This window comes from Streptomyces sp. WZ-12 (genome assembly GCF_028898845.1).
In the GTDB taxonomy this organism is placed as follows: domain Bacteria; phylum Actinomycetota; class Actinomycetes; order Streptomycetales; family Streptomycetaceae; genus Streptomyces.
On sequence record NZ_CP118574.1, the window covers coordinates 7,278,283 to 7,295,561 of the forward strand.

The 17,279-nt window shown below is 72.5% G+C and carries 14 protein-coding genes; 13 read left to right on the top strand and 1 reads right to left on the bottom strand.

The window, feature by feature from the left end; translation table 11 throughout:
* The first annotated feature begins 2 nt into the window (after positions 1-2).
* From PV796_RS31790 to PV796_RS31845, 12 genes are all read left to right on the top strand, one after another.
* Positions 3-1,289, top strand: coding sequence for a dihydroorotase (locus PV796_RS31790; RefSeq protein ID WP_274917062.1), 1,287 nt, complete (start codon positions 3-5; stop codon positions 1,287-1,289).
* Entirely contained in the window at positions 1,286-1,870 is a 585-nt protein-coding gene (locus PV796_RS31795; RefSeq protein WP_274917064.1) for a PH-like domain-containing protein, read from the top strand. Before PV796_RS31790 ends, PV796_RS31795 begins: the two co-directional genes overlap by 4 nt.
* Complete coding sequence (carA, locus tag PV796_RS31800) at positions 1,867-3,024, top strand: glutamine-hydrolyzing carbamoyl-phosphate synthase small subunit (protein WP_274917066.1); 1,158 nt, start codon at positions 1,867-1,869, stop codon at positions 3,022-3,024. The genes PV796_RS31795 and carA overlap by 4 nt, the downstream gene beginning before the upstream one ends.
* Positions 3,017-6,328: a carbamoyl-phosphate synthase large subunit gene (gene carB / locus PV796_RS31805; protein ID WP_274917067.1), complete on the top strand. Its 3,312-nt coding sequence runs from the start codon at positions 3,017-3,019 to the stop codon at positions 6,326-6,328. Before carA ends, carB begins: the two co-directional genes overlap by 8 nt.
* A 77-nt stretch (positions 6,329-6,405) precedes the next feature.
* On the top strand, positions 6,406-7,515 hold the full coding sequence (locus PV796_RS31810) for a quinone-dependent dihydroorotate dehydrogenase (RefSeq protein WP_274919316.1): 1,110 nt from the start codon (positions 6,406-6,408) through the stop codon (positions 7,513-7,515).
* Positions 7,512-8,402, top strand: a complete 891-nt coding sequence (gene pyrF, locus PV796_RS31815) for an orotidine-5'-phosphate decarboxylase (RefSeq protein WP_274917068.1) — start codon at positions 7,512-7,514, stop codon at positions 8,400-8,402. Before PV796_RS31810 ends, pyrF begins: the two co-directional genes overlap by 4 nt.
* A gap of 205 nt (positions 8,403-8,607) precedes the next feature.
* Entirely contained in the window at positions 8,608-8,931 is a 324-nt protein-coding gene (locus PV796_RS31820; RefSeq protein WP_016572363.1) for an integration host factor, read from the top strand.
* 38 nt (positions 8,932-8,969) lie between these two features.
* A complete protein-coding gene (gene gmk, locus PV796_RS31825) occupies positions 8,970-9,590 on the top strand; it encodes a guanylate kinase (protein ID WP_274917074.1) in 621 nt (206 codons plus the stop codon).
* Positions 9,591-9,669: 79 nt separating this feature from the next.
* Positions 9,670-9,945, top strand: a complete 276-nt coding sequence (rpoZ, locus tag PV796_RS31830) for a DNA-directed RNA polymerase subunit omega (RefSeq protein ID WP_274917076.1) — start codon at positions 9,670-9,672, stop codon at positions 9,943-9,945.
* A gap of 109 nt (positions 9,946-10,054) precedes the next feature.
* Positions 10,055-11,320, top strand: coding sequence for a bifunctional phosphopantothenoylcysteine decarboxylase/phosphopantothenate--cysteine ligase CoaBC (gene coaBC / locus PV796_RS31835; RefSeq protein ID WP_446750640.1), 1,266 nt, complete (start codon positions 10,055-10,057; stop codon positions 11,318-11,320).
* 272 nt (positions 11,321-11,592) lie between these two features.
* Entirely contained in the window at positions 11,593-12,801 is a 1,209-nt protein-coding gene (gene metK / locus PV796_RS31840; RefSeq protein WP_274917078.1) for a methionine adenosyltransferase, read from the top strand.
* A gap of 115 nt (positions 12,802-12,916) precedes the next feature.
* Positions 12,917-15,046, top strand: a complete 2,130-nt coding sequence (locus PV796_RS31845) for a primosomal protein N' (protein WP_274917080.1) — start codon at positions 12,917-12,919, stop codon at positions 15,044-15,046.
* A gap of 437 nt (positions 15,047-15,483) precedes the next feature.
* Here PV796_RS31845 and PV796_RS31850 read toward each other — a convergent pair whose 3' ends face one another.
* The gene (locus PV796_RS31850) at positions 15,484-16,029 is read right to left on the bottom strand and encodes a hypothetical protein (protein ID WP_274917081.1); all 546 of its coding nucleotides are present in this window, start codon (positions 16,027-16,029) and stop codon (positions 15,484-15,486) included.
* A 251-nt stretch (positions 16,030-16,280) separates the two neighbouring features.
* Between PV796_RS31850 and fmt the strand changes: the two genes are divergently transcribed.
* On the top strand, positions 16,281-17,219 hold the full coding sequence (fmt, locus tag PV796_RS31855; protein WP_274917082.1) for a methionyl-tRNA formyltransferase: 939 nt from the start codon (positions 16,281-16,283) through the stop codon (positions 17,217-17,219).
* Positions 17,220-17,279: the final 60 nt, after the last annotated feature.

Consider the following 17,279-nt stretch of genomic DNA (forward strand, 5'->3'; position numbering starts at 1 on the left):
CCATGAGCAAGATCCTGATCCGCGGTGCGAAGGTGCTCGGCGGCGCGCCCCAGGACGTGTTGATCGACGGCGAGACCATCGAGGGCGTCGGCGTCGGGCTGTCCGCCGAGGGCGCCGAGGTGATCGAGGCCGACGGGAAGATCCTGCTGCCCGGCCTCGTGGACCTGCACACCCATCTGCGCGAGCCGGGCCGCGAGGACTCCGAGACGGTGCTGACCGGCACCCGGGCCGCGGCCAGCGGCGGCTTCACCGCGGTGTTCGCCATGGCCAACACCTTCCCGGTCGCCGACACCGCCGGCGTCGTCGAGCAGGTCTACCGGCTCGGCAGGGACCACGGCTACTGCGACGTGCAGCCCATCGGCGCCGTCACCGTCGGCCTGGAGGGCAAGAAGCTGGCCGAACTCGGCGCGATGCACGAGTCGGCGGCCGGCGTCACGGTCTTCTCCGACGACGGCAAGTGCGTCGACGACGCGGTGATCATGCGGCGGGCCCTGGAGTACGTGAAGGCGTTCGGCGGCGTCGTCGCCCAGCACGCCCAGGAGCCGCGGCTGACCGAGGGCGCCCAGATGAACGAGGGTGTCGTCTCGGCCGAGTTGGGGCTGGGCGGCTGGCCGGCCGTCGCCGAGGAGTCGATCATCGCCCGGGACGTGCTGCTCGCCGAGCACGTCGGCTCCCGGGTGCACATCTGCCACCTGTCGACCGCCGGCAGCGTCGAGATCGTCCGGTGGGCCAAGTCCCGCGGCATCGACGTGACCGCCGAGGTCACCCCGCACCACCTGCTGCTCACCGACGAGTTGGTGCGCAGCTACAACCCGGTCTACAAGGTCAACCCGCCGCTGCGCACCGAGCGCGACGTCATGGCGCTGCGCGAGGCCCTCGCCGACGGCACCATCGACATCGTCGCCACCGACCACGCCCCGCACCCGCACGAGGACAAGGACTGCGAGTGGGCCGCGGCCGCGATGGGCATGGTGGGCCTGGAGACCGCGCTGTCGGTCGTCCAGCACACCATGGTCGAGACCGGGCTGCTGGACTGGGCCGGCGTCGCCGACCGGATGTCCGCCACCCCGGCGCGGATCGGGTCGCTGGCCGGCCAGGGGCGCCCCGTCGCCGCCGGTGAGCCCGCCAACCTCACCCTGCTCGATTCCGCTTACCGTGGAGAGGTGGACCCCGCGGGCTTCGCCTCCCGCAGCCGCAACACCCCCTACGAGGGCCGTGAGCTGCCGGGACGCGTCACCCACACCTTCCTGCGGGGCCGCGCAACGGTCGTCGACGGGAAGCTCGCGTGACTCCTCAACTCATCCCCCTGGCCGCGGCGCAGCACTCCGCCCCGGTCACCGACTGGTCCGGGCGCATCGCCTGGGTGGTCGGCCTCCTGGTCTTCGTCGCCTTCGTCTACTGGCTGATGCGCCAGGGCTGGAAGTGGCGCGGCACCCTCCAGGGCGACCTGCCGGAGCTGCCGGCCGCCCCCGCGGACGCGGGCGAGGCCCACCTCACCCTCAGCGGCCGCTACCACGGCTCGACCACCGCCGGGCAGTGGCTCGACCGGATCGTCGCCCACGGCCTGGGCACCCGCAGCCGCGCGGAACTGACCCTGACCGACCGGGGCCTGATCGTCGAACGGCCCGGCGCCACGGACTTCTTCGTCCCGGCCGCCGCGCTGCGCGGCGCCCGCCTCGACAAGGGCATCGCCGGCAAGGTCCTCCCGGAGGGCGGCCTGCTGGTCGTCACCTGGGAGCACGGCGACAGGCAGATCGACTCCGGGTTCCGCTCCGACCGGGCCGAGGAGCACCCGGCCTGGGTCGCGGCCCTGAACCGGCTCAGCAGCGAGCACACCACCGAGCACACCGAAACGGAAGGCGCACGATGACGACCTCCACCAAGGGGACCGCCAAGATCCCCGCCGTACTCGTCCTGGAGGACGGTCGCACCTTCCGCGGCCGCGCCTACGGGGCCGTGGGGGAGACCTTCGGCGAGGCGGTGTTCTCCACCGGCATGACCGGCTACCAGGAGACGCTGACCGACCCCTCCTACCACCGCCAGGTGGTCGTCATGACCGCCCCGCACGTCGGCAACACCGGCGTGAACGACGAGGACTCCGAGTCCCAGCGGATCTGGGTCTCCGGCTACGTCGTCCGCGACCCCGCCCGGATCCCGTCCAACTGGCGCTCCCGCCGCTCCCTCGACGAGGAGCTGCGCCGCCAGGGCGTCGTCGGCATCAGCGGCATCGACACCCGGGCGCTCACCCGCCACCTGCGCGAGCGCGGGGCGATGCGGGTCGGGATCTTCTCCGGCAACGCGCTGCCCGACGAGGGCACCATGCTCGCCGAGGTCCGTCAGCAGCCCGAGATGCAGGGCGCCGACCTCTCCGCGCAGGTCGCCACCAAGGAGGCGTACGTCGTCCCGGCCATCGGTGCCAAGAAGTTCACCGTCGCCGCGATCGACCTCGGCATCAAGGGCATGACCCCGCACCGGATGGCCGAGCGCGGCATCGAGGTGCACGTCCTGCCGGCCACCGCCACCGCCGAGGACGTCTACGCGGTCAACCCCGACGGCGTGTTCTTCTCCAACGGGCCCGGCGACCCGGCCACCGCCGACCACGCGGTCTCGGTGATGCGCGAGGTGCTCTCCCGGAAGACCCCGCTGTTCGGCATCTGCTTCGGCAACCAGATCCTGGGCCGGGCGCTGGGCTTCGGCACGTACAAGCTCAAGTACGGGCACCGCGGCATCAACCAGCCGGTGCAGGACCGCACGACCGGCAAGGTCGAGGTCACCGCGCACAACCACGGGTTCGCCGTGGACGCGCCGCTCGACAAGGTCTCCGACACCCCCTTCGGCCGCGCCGAGGTCACCCACGTCTGCCTCAACGACAACGTGGTGGAGGGGCTCCAACTCCTGGACCAGCCGGCCTTCAGCGTGCAGTACCACCCCGAGGCGGCCGCCGGCCCGCACGACGCCGCGTACCTCTTCGACCGCTTCACGTCTTTGATGAACACCGTCCTGATGGAGGGCCAGCGTGCCTAAGCGCACCGATATCCAGTCCGTCCTGGTCATCGGCTCCGGCCCGATCGTCATCGGTCAGGCCGCCGAGTTCGACTACTCCGGCACCCAGGCTTGCCGGGTCCTCAAGTCCGAGGGCCTGCGCGTCATCCTGGTCAACTCCAACCCGGCCACGATCATGACCGACCCGGAGATCGCCGACGCCACCTACGTCGAGCCGATCACCCCGGAGTTCGTCGAGAAGATCATCGCCAAGGAACGCCCCGACACCCTGCTGCCGACCCTCGGCGGCCAGACGGCGCTCAACACCGCCATCTCGCTGCACGAGGCCGGCACCCTCGACAAGTACGGCGTCGAGCTGATCGGCGCCAACGTCGAGGCGATCAACAAGGGCGAGGACCGCGACCTGTTCAAGGAGGTCGTCGAGGCGGTCAACGCCAAGATCGGCCACGGCGAGTCCGCCCGCTCGGTGATCTGCCACTCCATGGACGACGTCCTCAAGGGCGTTGAGGAGCTCGGCGGTTACCCGGTCGTGGTCCGCCCTTCCTTCACCATGGGCGGCGCCGGCTCCGGCTTCGCCCACGACGAGGAGGAGCTGCGCCGGATCGCCGGCCAGGGCCTGACGCTCTCGCCGACCACCGAGGTGCTCCTGGAGGAGTCCATCCTCGGGTGGAAGGAGTACGAGCTGGAGCTGATGCGCGACAAGCACGACAACGTCGTGGTCGTCTGCTCCATCGAGAACTTCGACCCGATGGGCGTGCACACCGGCGACTCGATCACCGTCGCGCCGGCGATGACGCTCACCGACCGGGAGTACCAGATCCTCCGGGACATCGGCATCGCGGTGATCCGCGAGGTCGGCGTGGACACCGGTGGTTGCAACATCCAGTTCGCGGTCAACCCCGAGGACGGCCGGGTCATCGTCATCGAGATGAACCCCCGGGTATCCCGCTCCTCCGCCCTGGCTTCCAAGGCCACCGGCTTCCCGATCGCGAAGATTGCCGCCAAGCTGGCCGTCGGCTACACCCTGGACGAGATCCCGAACGACATCACCCGGGAGACCCCGGCGTCGTTCGAGCCGACCCTGGACTACGTCGTCGTCAAGGTGCCGCGGTTCGCCTTCGAGAAGTTCCCGGCCGCCGACGCCACCCTCACCACCACCATGAAGTCGGTCGGCGAGGCGATGGCCATCGGCCGCAACTTCACCGAGGCGCTCAACAAGGCGCTGCGCTCGCTGGAGAAGAAGGGCAGCCAGTTCGACTTCACCGGCGAGCCCGGCGAGAAGGCGGAGCTGCTGGAGCGGGCCGAGGTCCCCACCGACGGCCGGATCAACACCGTGATGGCCGCGATCCGGGCCGGTGCCACCCCACAGGAGGTCTTCGACGCCACCAAGATCGACCCGTGGTTCGTCGACCAGCTCTTCCTGATCAAGGAGGTCGCGGACGAGATCGCGGCCGCCGACAAGCTGGACCCGGAAGTCCTTGCGGAAGCAAAGCGCCACGGCTTCTCCGACACCCAGATCGCCGCCCTCCGCGGCCTGCGCGAGGAGGTCGTCCGCGAGGTCCGGCACGCCCTCGGCCTCCGCCCGGTCTACAAGACGGTCGACACCTGCGCCGCCGAATTCGCCGCCCGCACCCCGTACTTCTACTCGTCCTACGACGAGGAGACCGAGGTCGCACCGCGCGAGAAGCCCGCGGTGATCATCCTGGGCTCCGGCCCCAACCGCATCGGCCAGGGCATCGAGTTCGACTACTCCTGCGTCCACGCCAGCTTCGCGCTCAGCGACGCCGGCTACGAGACCGTGATGGTCAACTGCAACCCGGAGACCGTCTCCACCGACTACGACACCTCCGACCGGCTCTACTTCGAGCCGCTCACCCTGGAGGACGTGCTGGAGGTCGTGCACGCCGAGCAGGAGGCCGGGCCGGTCGCCGGCGTCGTCGTCCAGCTCGGTGGGCAGACCCCGCTCGGCCTGGCGCAGGCGCTCAAGGACAACGGCGTGCCGATCGTGGGCACGTCGCCCGAGGCGATCGACCTCGCCGAGGAGCGCGGCGCGTTCGGCCGGGTGCTGACCGAGGCCGGGCTGCCGGCCCCCAAGTACGGCACCGCCTTCTCCTTCGACGAGGCCAGGACGATCGCCGCCGAGATCGGCTACCCGGTCATGGTCCGCCCGTCGTACGTCCTCGGCGGCCGCGGCATGGAGATCGTCTACGACGAGCCCTCGCTGGCCGAGTACCTCCAGCGGCACGCCGGCCTGATCGACCAGCACCCGGTCCTGATCGACCGGTTCCTCGACGACGCCATCGAGATCGACGTCGACGCGCTCTACGACGGCCACGAGCTCTACCTCGGCGGCGTCATGGAGCACATCGAGGAGGCCGGCATCCACTCCGGCGACTCCGCCTGCGCGCTGCCCCCGATCACCCTCGGCGGCTTCGACATCAAGCGGCTGCGGGCCTCAACGGAGGCCATCGCCAAGGGGGTTGGCGTCCGCGGCCTGATCAACATCCAGTTCGCGATGGCCGGTGACATCCTCTACGTCCTGGAGGCCAACCCGCGCGCCTCGCGGACCGTGCCGTTCACCTCGAAGGCCACCGCGGTGCCGCTGGCCAAGGCCGCCGCCCGGATCTCGCTGGGCGCCACCATCGCCGAGCTGCGCGCCGAGGGCATGCTGCCCAAGACCGGGGACGGCGGCACGCTGCCGCTGGACGCCCCGATCTCCGTCAAGGAAGCGGTCATGCCCTGGTCGCGCTTCCGGGACCGCTCCGGCCGTGGCGTGGACACCATCCTCGGCCCGGAGATGCGCTCCACCGGCGAGGTCATGGGCATCGACTCGGTCTTCGGCACGGCCTACGCCAAGTCGCAGTCCGGCGCCTACGGTGCGCTGCCCACCAAGGGCCGGGCGTTCGTCTCCGTCGCCAACCGCGACAAGCGCACGATGATCTTCCCGGCCCGCGAGCTGGTCGCCCACGGCTTCGAGCTGCTGGCCACCTCCGGCACCGCCGAGGTGCTGCGCCGCAACGGCATCAAGACCACCGTGGTGCGCAAGCACTCCGAGGGCGAGGGCCCGAACGGCGAGAAGACCATCGTCCAGCTCATCCACGACGGCGAGGTCGACCTGATCGTCAACACCCCCTACGGGACCGGCGGTCGGCTCGACGGCTACGACATCCGCACCGCCTCCGTGGCGCGCGGCATCCCCTGCCTGACCACGGTCCAGGCGCTGGCCGCCGCCGTCCAGGGCATCGAGGCGATGTCCCGGGGTGACGTCGGGGTGCGCTCCCTCCAGGAGCACGCCAGGCACCTGACGGCGGCCCGCGAGGAGTGAGGCCCGGAGGGGGACACCACAGCGGTGTCCCCCTCTTCATGAGCCCGCCCACCCTCTCCCGTAAGGCCACCGCCCCCATGTACCGCCTGTTCTTCCAGCTCTTCTTCCAGCGCCTGGACCCCGAGAAGGCCCACCACCTGGCCTTCCGCTGGATCCGCCTGGCCGCGCGCGTCCCGGTGCTGCGCACCTTCGTCGCGGCCGTCCTGGCCCCCCGCCACAAGGAGCTGCGCACCGAGGCCCTGGGCCGCCGGATGCACGGCCCGTTCGGCCTGGCCGCCGGCTTCGACAAGAACGCCGTCGCCATCGACGGGATGGCCATGCTCGGCTTCGACCACGTCGAGATCGGCACGGTCACCGCCCAGCCGCAGCCCGGCAATCCCAAGAAGCGGCTGTTCCGGCTCGTCCCGGACCGCGCGCTGATCAACCGGATGGGCTTCAACAACGAGGGCTCGGCGGCGGTCGCCGCCCGCCTGGCCGCCCGGAACCCGGTCTTCCGCACCACCGTCGGCGTCAACATCGGCAAGACCAAGGTCGTGCCGGAGGCCGAGGCGGTCGCCGACTACGTCACCTCCACCGAGCGCCTGGCCCGGCACGCCGACTACCTGGTCGTCAACGTCTCCTCGCCGAACACCCCCGGGCTGCGCAACCTCCAGGCCACGGACCACCTGCGCCCGCTGCTCACCGCGGTCCGCGAGGCCGCCGACCGCACGGTCACCGACCGCCGCGTCCCGCTCCTGGTCAAGATCGCCCCCGACCTGGCCGACGAGGACGTCGACGCGGTCGCCGACCTCGCCCTGGAGCTGGGCCTGGACGGCATCATCGCCACCAACACCACCATCGCCCGCGAGGGGCTGGGCCTGACCTCCGACCCGGAGCTGGTCGCCGAGACCGGCGGCCTGTCCGGCGCCCCCGTCAAGGAGCGCTCCCTGGAGGTCCTGCGCCGCCTGTACGCCCGGGTCGGCGACCGGATCACCCTGATCGGCGTCGGCGGCATCGAGACCGCCGAGGACGCCTGGCAGCGCATCCTCGCCGGCGCCACCCTCGTCCAGGGCTACAGCGCCTTCATCTACCAGGGCCCGTTCTGGTGCCGCGCGATCCACCGGGGCCTGGCCGCGCGGCTGCGCACCAGCCCCTACGCCACCCTCGCCGACGCGGTCGGCGCCGACCACAAGCAGGTGACCCCGTGACCCGCCCGTCGCCCGACCACCGCCCCGCAACGGCGCCCTCCGGGCGGCCGGACCCCCTTCCGCCCTTCGGTGCCCGCCTCCGCCGCGCCATGGACGAGCGCGGCCCGCTCTGCGTCGGCATCGACCCGCACGCGTCGCTGCTGGCCGACTGGGGCCTCAACGACGACGTGGCGGGTCTGGCCCGGTTCACCCGGACCGTCGTCGAGGCGCTCGGCGAGCAGGTCGCGGTCTTCAAGCCGCAGTCGGCCTTCTTCGAGCGGTTCGGCTCGCGCGGCATCGCGGTCCTGGAGACCGCCGTCGAGGAGGCCCGGGAACGTGGTGCGCTGATCCTGATGGACGCCAAGCGCGGCGACATCGGTTCCACCATGGGCGCCTACGCCGAGGCGTTCCTGCGCCCGGACTCCCCGCTCTTCTCGGACGCGCTCACGCTCTCCCCGTACCTCGGCTACGGCTCGCTGCGGCCAGCCGTGGAGCTGGCGCGGCAGAGCGGCGCCGGGCTCTTCGTGCTGGGCCTGACCTCCAACCCGGAGGGCGCGGAGGTCCAGCGCGCGGTCCGCGAGGACGGCCGCACCGTCGCCGCCACGATGCTCGGCCACCTCGCCGCCGAGAACGCCGGGGCGGAGCCGCTGGGCTCCTTCGGCGCGGTCGTCGGCGCCACGCTCGGCGATCTCTCCGCGTTCGACCTGGCGATCAACGGCCCGCTGCTGGCTCCCGGCATCGGCGCGCAGGGCGCCACCCCCGCGGACCTGCCCACGGTCTTCGGCGGGACGGTCCGCAACGTGGTCCCGAGCGTCAGTCGGGGAGTGCTCAAGCACGGCCCGGACGCCGGCGCACTACGCGCGGCGGCGGCCCGGTTCGCCGACGAAGTGCGCGCGGCGGTTGCATAACGAGGTCAGTTAGTCCCGAAATGTCCTGGTCAGCAGAGTCTGACCAGGACTTTTCGTCTGTTCTCGCTGACTGGAGCGCCATCGGCCGCTAGTCTCCGTCGAGAGCACTGCACGTAAGCGCGTTGCTCGTTGCTCCGTTGTGACGGGGCGACTAGGTTCCACACCGGTCCGTATCCGACAGTTCGACATCCGAGGTGACGTAGGCGTGGCTCTTCCGCCCCTTACCCCTGAACAGCGCGCTGCCGCGCTCGAAAAGGCCGCCGCGGCTCGCCGGGAGCGCGCCGAGGTCAAGAATCGGCTCAAGCACTCGGGAGCTTCCCTCCACGAGGTCATCCAGCAGGGCCAGAAGAACGATGTCATCGGCAAGATGAAGGTCTCCGCCCTCCTGGAGTCCCTGCCCGGCGTCGGCAAGGTCCGCGCGAAGCAGATCATGGAGCGGCTCGGCATCTCCGAGAGCCGCCGCGTCCGCGGCCTGGGCTCGAACCAGATCGCATCGCTGGAGCGCGAGTTCGGCAGCACTGGTTCCTGAGTTTCCCGGCACTGCCGGGTAGCTGGAATAATCGCTGCATGAGTTCAGCAGTCTCCCGGGGGTCCGCCCCCGTACCCCCGGCCAGACAACCGCGCCTGACCGTGCTCTCCGGCCCCTCGGGGGTCGGCAAGAGCACGGTCGTCGCGCATCTGCGCAAGGTCCACCCCGAAATCTGGCTCTCGGTGTCGGCCACCACCCGCAAGCCGCGCCCGGGGGAGCGTCACGGCGTCCAGTACTTCTTCGTCGAGGACGAGGAGTTCGACAAGCTGATCGCCAACGGCGAACTGCTGGAGTGGGCCGAGTTCGCCGGCAACCGCTACGGCACCCCGCGCAAGGCGGTCCTGGACCGGCTGGAGTCCGGCGAGCCCGTCCTGCTGGAGATCGACCTCCAGGGCGCCCGCCAGGTCCGCGAGTCCATGTCCGACGCCAACCTGGTCTTCCTGGCCCCGCCGAGCTGGGAGGAGTTGGTCCGCCGGCTCACCGGCCGCGGCACGGAGGCGCCGGAGGTCATCGAGCGGCGCCTGGAGGCGGCCCGGATCGAGCTGGCGGCGGAGAAGGAGTTCGACGTCACACTCGTCAACACCTCCGTCGAGGACGTCAGCCGTGAGCTGCTAGCCTTGATGTTGCGTCGCTCTGAGGACCGGACCACCGGAGACTGACCGGTCCCGATCCCGGCGCCACGGATTTCAGCGCGGCCGCGCGCTATCACCTGCTTCATCCCCTTTCGGAAGGTAGAGAGTGTCCTCTTCCATCACCGCACCCGAGGGCATCATCAACCCGCCCATTGATGAGCTTCTTGAGGCCACGGACTCGAAGTACAGCCTCGTGATCTACGCCGCCAAGCGCGCGCGCCAGATCAACGCCTACTACTCCCAGCTCGGCGAGGGCCTGCTGGAGTACGTCGGCCCGCTGGTCGACACCCACGTCCACGAGAAGCCCCTGTCGATCGCGCTCCGCGAGATCAACGCGGGTCTGCTGACCTCGGAGGCCGTCGAGGGCCCCGTCGGCCAGTAAGCGGCACAAGGCTTTACCTCACCAAGGGCCCGGCAGGGGCGCCTCCCAGCGTGTGGCTGGGCGGACCTGCCGGGCCCTTGGCGTGCCCGGAGGGCATAGGTTGAGGGACATGCGTTCGGAGCTGAACTCGGGGAGCGGGGAAGCGATGGAGAAGCGGGAGCGGCCCAGGGTTGTCCTGGGGGTCAGCGGCGGGATCGCCGCGTACAAGGCGTGCGAGCTGCTGCGGCGGCTCACGGAGTCCGGCCACGACGTTCGGGTCGTGCCGACCGCCTCGGCGCTGCACTTCGTCGGGGAGGCCACCTGGTCGGCGCTGTCCGGCAACCCGGCCACCACCGAGGTCTGGGAGTCCGTCCACGAGGTCCCGCACGTCCGCATCGGCCAGGCCGCCGACCTCGTCGTGGTCGCCCCGGCCACCGCCGACCTGCTGGCCAAGGCCGCCCACGGCCTCGCCGACGACCTGCTGACCAACACCCTGCTCACCGCCCGCTGTCCGGTGGTTTTCGCCCCCGCGATGCACACCGAGATGTGGGAGAACCCCGCCACCCAGGAGAACGTCGCCACGCTGCGCCGCCGCGGCGCGCTGGTCATCGAGCCCGCGGTGGGCCGGCTCACCGGCGTCGACACCGGCAAGGGCCGCTTCCCCGACCCGGTGGAGATCTTCGACCTGTGCCGCCAGGTGCTGGCCCGCGGGGCCCAGGGCCTGGCGCGGGACCTGGCCGGCCGGCACGTCGTGGTCAGCGCCGGTGGGACCCGGGAGCCGCTGGACCCGGTGCGCTACCTGGGCAACCGCTCCTCCGGCAAGCAGGGTTACGCGCTGGCCCGTACGGCCGCGGCCCGCGGCGCCCGGGTCACCCTGGTCGCCGGCAACACCGAGCTGCCCGACCCGGCGGGGGTGGACGTGGTCCGCATCGGCACCGCCCGGCAGCTCCGCGAGGCCGTGCTCAAGGCCGCGGCCGACGCCGACGCGGTGGTGATGGCCGCCGCGGTGGCCGATTTCCGACCCGCCCATTACGCCACCGGCAAGATCAAGAAGCGGGAGGGGCAGGAGCCGGACCCCATCACTCTGGTGCGTAATCCGGACATCCTCGCCGAGCTCTCCGCCGACCGGGCCCGCCCCGGCCAGGTGGTCGTCGGCTTCGCCGCGGAGACCGATGACGTCCTCGCCAACGGCCGCGCCAAGCTGGCCCGCAAGGGCTGCGATCTTCTGGTGGTCAACGAGGTCGGCGAGCGCAAGACCTTCGGTTCGGCCGAAAACGAGGCCGTGATCCTGGCCACGGACGGCACCGAGACCCCCGTCCCGTACGGCCCGAAAGAAGCCCTCGCCGACACGGTTTGGGACCTGGTCGCGCCCCGTCTGGCCGCCCCGGGAGCCTGACCGGAAACGCCCAGCGGAATCCCCGATACCGCCTCCGGGAGGGCCTTCGCCGCCCCATCGAAATTCGGCGTGCCCTCTTGACCGGACCGATCGCCGAGGTGATCGTCACTACCGTGAGGCGTGGTGTCCCAGGTCACGGGGGTTCCATAAAACGAGACTGGGTGCCCGCGCGCCACGTTAGACCGATAAACTGGCAGCGGTCCGGCCGAGCGCAGCTCTCGGCCGTTCCGCTAAATGATCAGCCAGCAGCCGCTGCAACCCCAGGGAGCGATGTGTCCCGCCGCCTGTTCACCTCGGAGTCTGTTACCGAGGGCCACCCTGACAAGATCGCTGACCAGATCAGCGACACCATTCTCGACGCGCTCCTCAAGGAGGACCCGACCTCTCGGGTCGCCGTTGAGACGTTGATCACCACCGGCCTGGTGCACGTGGCCGGCGAGGTGACGACCAAGGCGTACGCCGACATCCCCAACCTCGTCCGGAACAAGATCCTTGAGATCGGTTACGACTCGTCCAAGAAGGGCTTCGACGGCGCCTCCTGCGGCGTCTCGGTGTCCATCGGCGCGCAGTCACCGGACATCGCCCAGGGCGTCGACACCGCCTACGAGAACCGCGTCGAGGGCGACGACGACGAACTGGACCGGCAGGGCGCCGGCGACCAGGGCCTGATGTTCGGGTTCGCCTGCGACGAGACCCCCGAGCTCATGCCGCTCCCGATCTACCTGGCGCACCGCCTGTCGCGCCGGCTGTCGGAGGTCCGCAAGAACGGGACCATCCCCTACCTGCGTCCCGACGGCAAGACCCAGGTCACCATCGAGTACGACGGCAACAAGGCCGTCCGCCTCGACACCGTGGTGGTCTCCTCCCAGCACGCCAGCGACATCGACCTGGACTCGCTGCTGGCGCCCGACATCCGCGAGTTCGTCGTCGAGCACGTGCTGTCCCAGCTCGTCGAGGACGGCATCAAGCTGGACACCGAGGACTACCGGCTGCTGGTCAACCCGACCGGTCGCTTCGAGATCGGCGGCCCGATGGGCGACGCCGGCCTGACCGGCCGCAAGATCATCATCGACACCTACGGCGGCATGGCCCGCCACGGCGGCGGTGCCTTCTCCGGCAAGGACCCGTCCAAGGTGGACCGTTCGGCCGCGTACGCGATGCGCTGGGTCGCCAAGAACGTGGTCGCCGCCGGCCTCGCCGCGCGCTGCGAGGTCCAGGTCGCCTACGCCATCGGCAAGGCCGAGCCGGTCGGCCTGTTCGTCGAGACCTTCGGCACCAACGCCGTCGACACCGACAAGATCGAGCAGGCCATCGGCGAGGTCTTCGACCTCCGCCCGGCCGCGATCATCCGCGACCTCGACCTGCTCCGCCCGATCTACGCCCAGACCGCCGCCTACGGCCACTTCGGCCGTGAGCAGGAGGAGTTCACCTGGGAGCGCACCGACCGGGTGGACGCCCTCCGCAAGGCCGCGGGCCTGTAAGGCACCGCACCGCAAGGGAACCCTCCAGGGGCCCCGGACCGCTTCGGCGGTTCGGGGCCCCTGGCCGTTCGCCGGCACCGGCCGTTGTCAGTGGCGTCTGCTAAGACTGGTTGCTGTGAGCAGGGAGAACGGGCGGGAGCCGGGGGAGCAGGGCGAGCAGTTGGCCCTGATCCGGGAGACCGTGCGGGAGACGAAGGCGGAGCGCGCCAAGCCGCGGACGTGGCGGGGGGCCGCGCTGGCGGCGGAGCTGCCGGTGGCGCGGGTGCTGGTGGACAAGGGGCTGGTGCACCTCGACCGGTTCTTCGACTACGCGGTGCCCGCCGCGATGGACTCCGAGGCGCGGCCCGGGGTGCGGGTGCGGGTGCGCTTCGGGGCGGGGGAGAAGGGCGGGCGGCGCGAGGGCGGCCGACTGGTCAGCGGCTTCATCGTGGAGCGGGTGGCGGAGAGCGACTTCCGGGGGGTGCTGGCGCCGCTCGCCCAGGTGCTCTCGCCGGAGCCGGTGCTGAGCCCGGAGCTGCTGGCGCTGTGCCGGGCGGTCGCCGACCGGTACGCCGGGTCGCTGGCGGACGTGGTGCAGCTCGCGGTGCCGCCGCGCCGGGCGCGCGTCGAGGCCAAGCCGTCGCCGGCGCCGTTGCCGCCGAACGCCCCGCCGGAGCCGGGGAGTTGGGAGCGTTACGGGGCCGGCCCCGGGTTTCTGGCCGCGCTGGCGCGGGGGGACGCGCCGCGGGCGGTGTGGACGGCGTTGCCCGGGCCGAGCTGGCCGGAGGAGCTGGCGCGGGCGGTGGCCGCGGCGCTCGCCGGGGGGCGCGGGGCGCTGGTGGTGGTGCCCGACGGGCGGGCCGCGGCGCGGGTGGACGCGGCGCTGGGTGCGCTGATCGGCGCCGACCGGCATGTGGTGCTGACGGCGGAGTGCGGGCCCGAGGAGCGCTACCGGCGCTGGCTGGCGGTCAGCCGGGGCTCGGTGCGGGCGGTGATCGGCACCCGGGCGGCGATGTTCGCGCCCGTCGCCGGGCTGGGGTTGGTCGCCCTGTGGGACGACGGGGACCCCAGCCACAGCGATCCGCACGCCCCGCAGCCGCACGCCCGGGAGGTGTTGATCCAGCGCGCGGTCAGCGAGCGAGCCGGGTTCCTGCTCGGCGGGCTGAGCTGCACGGTCGAGGCGGCGCAGTTGGTGGAGACCGGCTGGGCGCGGCCGTTGACCGCCGGCCGCGAGCGGGTCCGGGCCGCCGCTCCTTTGGTGCGTACGGTCGGGGACGGCGACGAGGCGCGGGACGCCGCGGCGCGCGCCGCCCGGTTGCCGTCGATGGCGTGGCAGATCGTGCGGGACGGGCTCACGCGCGGCCCGGTGCTGGTGCAGGTGCCGCGGCGGGGGTACGCACCCCGGCTGGCGTGTGAGCGGTGTCGGACGCCGGCCCGTTGCCGGGCGTGTGCCGGCCCGTTGGAGGCGCGCGAGGCCGGCGAGTTGGCCTGTGCCTGGTGCGGTCGCGAGGAGTCGGCCTGGCATTGCGCGGAATGCGGCGGGTCCCGGTTGCGGGCGCAGATCGTCGGGGCGCGGCGCACCGCGGAGGAGCTGGGCCGGGCGTTCCCGGCGGTTCCGGTGCGCACATCGGGGCGGGACCACGTCCTGACGACGGTGCCCGGCACGCCCGCGCTGGTGGTCAGCACGCCCGGCGCCGAGCCGGTCGCGGACGGCGCGGGGTACGCGGCCGCGCTGCTGCTGGACGGCTGGGCGCTGCTCGGGCGGCCGGATCTGCGGGCCGGCGAGGAGGCGTTGCGCCGCTGGCTGGGCGCGGCCGCGCTGGTCCGTGGGCAGGAGGCGGGCGGCACGGTCGCGGTGATCGCGGAGCCGACCCTGCGTCCGGTGCAGGCGCTGGTGCGGTGGGATCCGGTCGGCCATGCGGTGCGGGAGTTGGCCGAGCGGGCGGAGTTGGGCTTCCCGCCGGTGTCGCGGATGGCCTCGGTGGCGGGCCGTCCCGAGGACGTGGCCGGCTTGCTGGGCGCGGCCGAACTCCCCGCGGGGGCTGAGGTGTTGGGCCCGGTGCCGCTGCCGATACCGGACGCCGGGCGGCCCCGTCGGCCGGGCGATCCCCCGCCGGGTGAGGCGTGGGAGCGCGCCCTCGTACGGGTCCGCCCCGGCCAGGGCGCCGCACTGGCCGCGGCGCTGAAGTCCGCGCGCGCGGCCCGCCTGGTCAAACGCGAGGGTGAGCCGGTCCGGGTCCGGATCGACCCGCCGGACCTGGGCTGAGGGGCGGGGCCACCGGCCGCCGCCGGCGGGCGGCCCGAGCGGGGCTTGGGCCGGGGCCCGGGGGCGGTCACTCAACCTTCGCCGGTGGCGCGGTGGTTGACGGTCGGTGGCCCGAGGCGCGGCCCGCGTCGACGCATCGCCCCGGGGCCGCATCCGCCCAACTGCCGGCATCGGCCCGTGGTCCCGGACACCCGGGTCGTGCGCGTCGCGCGTCGCCGGACCCGTAGCCGCGAGCGGTCCGGATCACGGGCGGGCCGTGCGCACCGCCCGCACCCTCCGCGCGCGCCGTCGCGGCCTCGCTTCGCCGACCTCCCCGCTCCGGGACCGTGGTCGGCAGGCGGCCCCGGGCACCGGGGCGGCGGGCCGTCGGAAACGTGGGGGCGTAAGGGGGCGGGGGTGAGGGTGGGGCGTAGGAGTACGAGGGGAACGGCGGGAGGTCAGCCGTTGCGAGGGCCGGGGAAGGCGCCGGGGCGGGCCTCGTCGCGGGAGACCGCGGAGGGCTGGGTGGGCATGGAGCGGGCGGCGGGGACGGAGGGGGGTCCGGACAGGCCGCCGGCCATGCTGACGGCGCGGGCGGCGGAGGCGTCGGAGGAGCGCACCGCGGGGTCGGTGCCGTCGCCGGACGGCTGGGCGGCGGCGCGCCGGGCGCCGTAACGGCGGTGCACCGCCTGCTTGGTGACGCCGAGTGCGGAGCCCACCGCGTCCCAGGAGAAGCCCAGCGAGCGGTCGAAGTCGACGGCGGCGGTGACGAGGGTTTCGACGCTGTCGCGGAGTTCCTGCGCGAGCCGCACGGTCGGGGCGGGGGCGCGTCCGTAGACGACGAAGCCCGCGGACGGGCCCGTGCGCCGCGGCCGGTAGACGTTGCCGAGCTGCGCGGTGAGCGTGCGCAGGGCGTCCACCTGCCGGCGGACGCGCTCGATGTCCCGCACCAGGAGATGCAGGCTGGCGCGCGCCTGGGCGTCGTGGGTTGCGTGGTCGGCCATGAGCAAGCCTCTCGAACCGGCGTGGAAAGGAAGGGTGAAGCGCGATCGGGCCGCCAAAGCGGCCCGAAATTCGGTCAATGCTGCTTGACCAACGCGTCAGGAGCGGCTCTGGTCACGGTATGGGGGCGTACGAGCTTGTGCGCGGGGCGTGGGTAAGTTCGCACGCCCCCCGGCGTTCCGGCCCATGACCTGCGCCAAGACTCTTAGACTGGTGCGCCGTTCCGCTGCGTGTGAGAGGTAGTCCGTCACCCATGAGGCTTGTCTTCGCCGGTACCCCCGAGGTCGCCGTGCCTGCCCTCGATGCCCTGATCGCCTCGGACCGGCACGAGGTGGTGGCCGTCGTGACCCGGCCCGACGCGCCGGCCGGGCGGGGCCGCCGGCTGGTGGCCAGCCCGGTCGCGGAGCGCGCGGAGGAGGCCGGCATCGAGGTGTTGAAGCCGGCGAAGCCGCGGGACGAGGAGTTCCTCGCGCGGCTGCGGGAGATCGGGCCGGACTGCTGCCCGGTGGTGGCGTACGGAGCGCTGTTGCCCAAGGCGGCGTTGGAGATTCCCGCGCACGGGTGGGTCAACCTGCACTTCTCGCTGCTGCCGGCGTGGCGGGGGGCGGCGCCGGTGCAGCACGCGGTGCTGGCCGGCGATGAGATCACCGGTGCCGCCACCTTCCAGATCGAGCAGGGGCTGGACTCCGGCCCGGTGTACGGGGTGATCACCGAGGAGATCCGGTCGGCGGACACCAGCGGCGATCTGCTGACCCGGCTCGCGTTCGCCGGCTCCGGGCTGCTGGTGGCCACGATGGACGGCATCGAGGACGGCACCCTCAAGGCGGTGCCGCAGCCGGCGGAGGGGGTCACCCTGGCCCCGAAGATCGAGGTCGAGGACGCCCGGATCGAGTGGAGCGCGCCGGCGCTGCGGGTGGACCGGGTGATCCGGGGCTGTGCGCCGGCGCCCGGCGCCTGGACGGTCTTCCGCGGGGAGCGGCTGAAGGTGATGTCGGGCGCCCTGGCCCCCGGTTATGAGGGTCCGGAGCTCGCCCCGGGCGAACTGGCCGTCACGAAGAAGGCGGTTCACGTGGGCACCGGCAGCCACCCCGTCGAGCTGGTGTGGGTGCAGCCGCAGGGCAAGAAGCCGATGAAGGGCGCGGACTGGGCGCGCGGGGTGCGGATCGCGGCCGGCGAGCGGCTGGGCGGCTGACCGGTCCGGCGGCGCGGGCCGGGGGTCGTCCCCGCGCGCTGCCGGTCGGGGGCCCGCGTA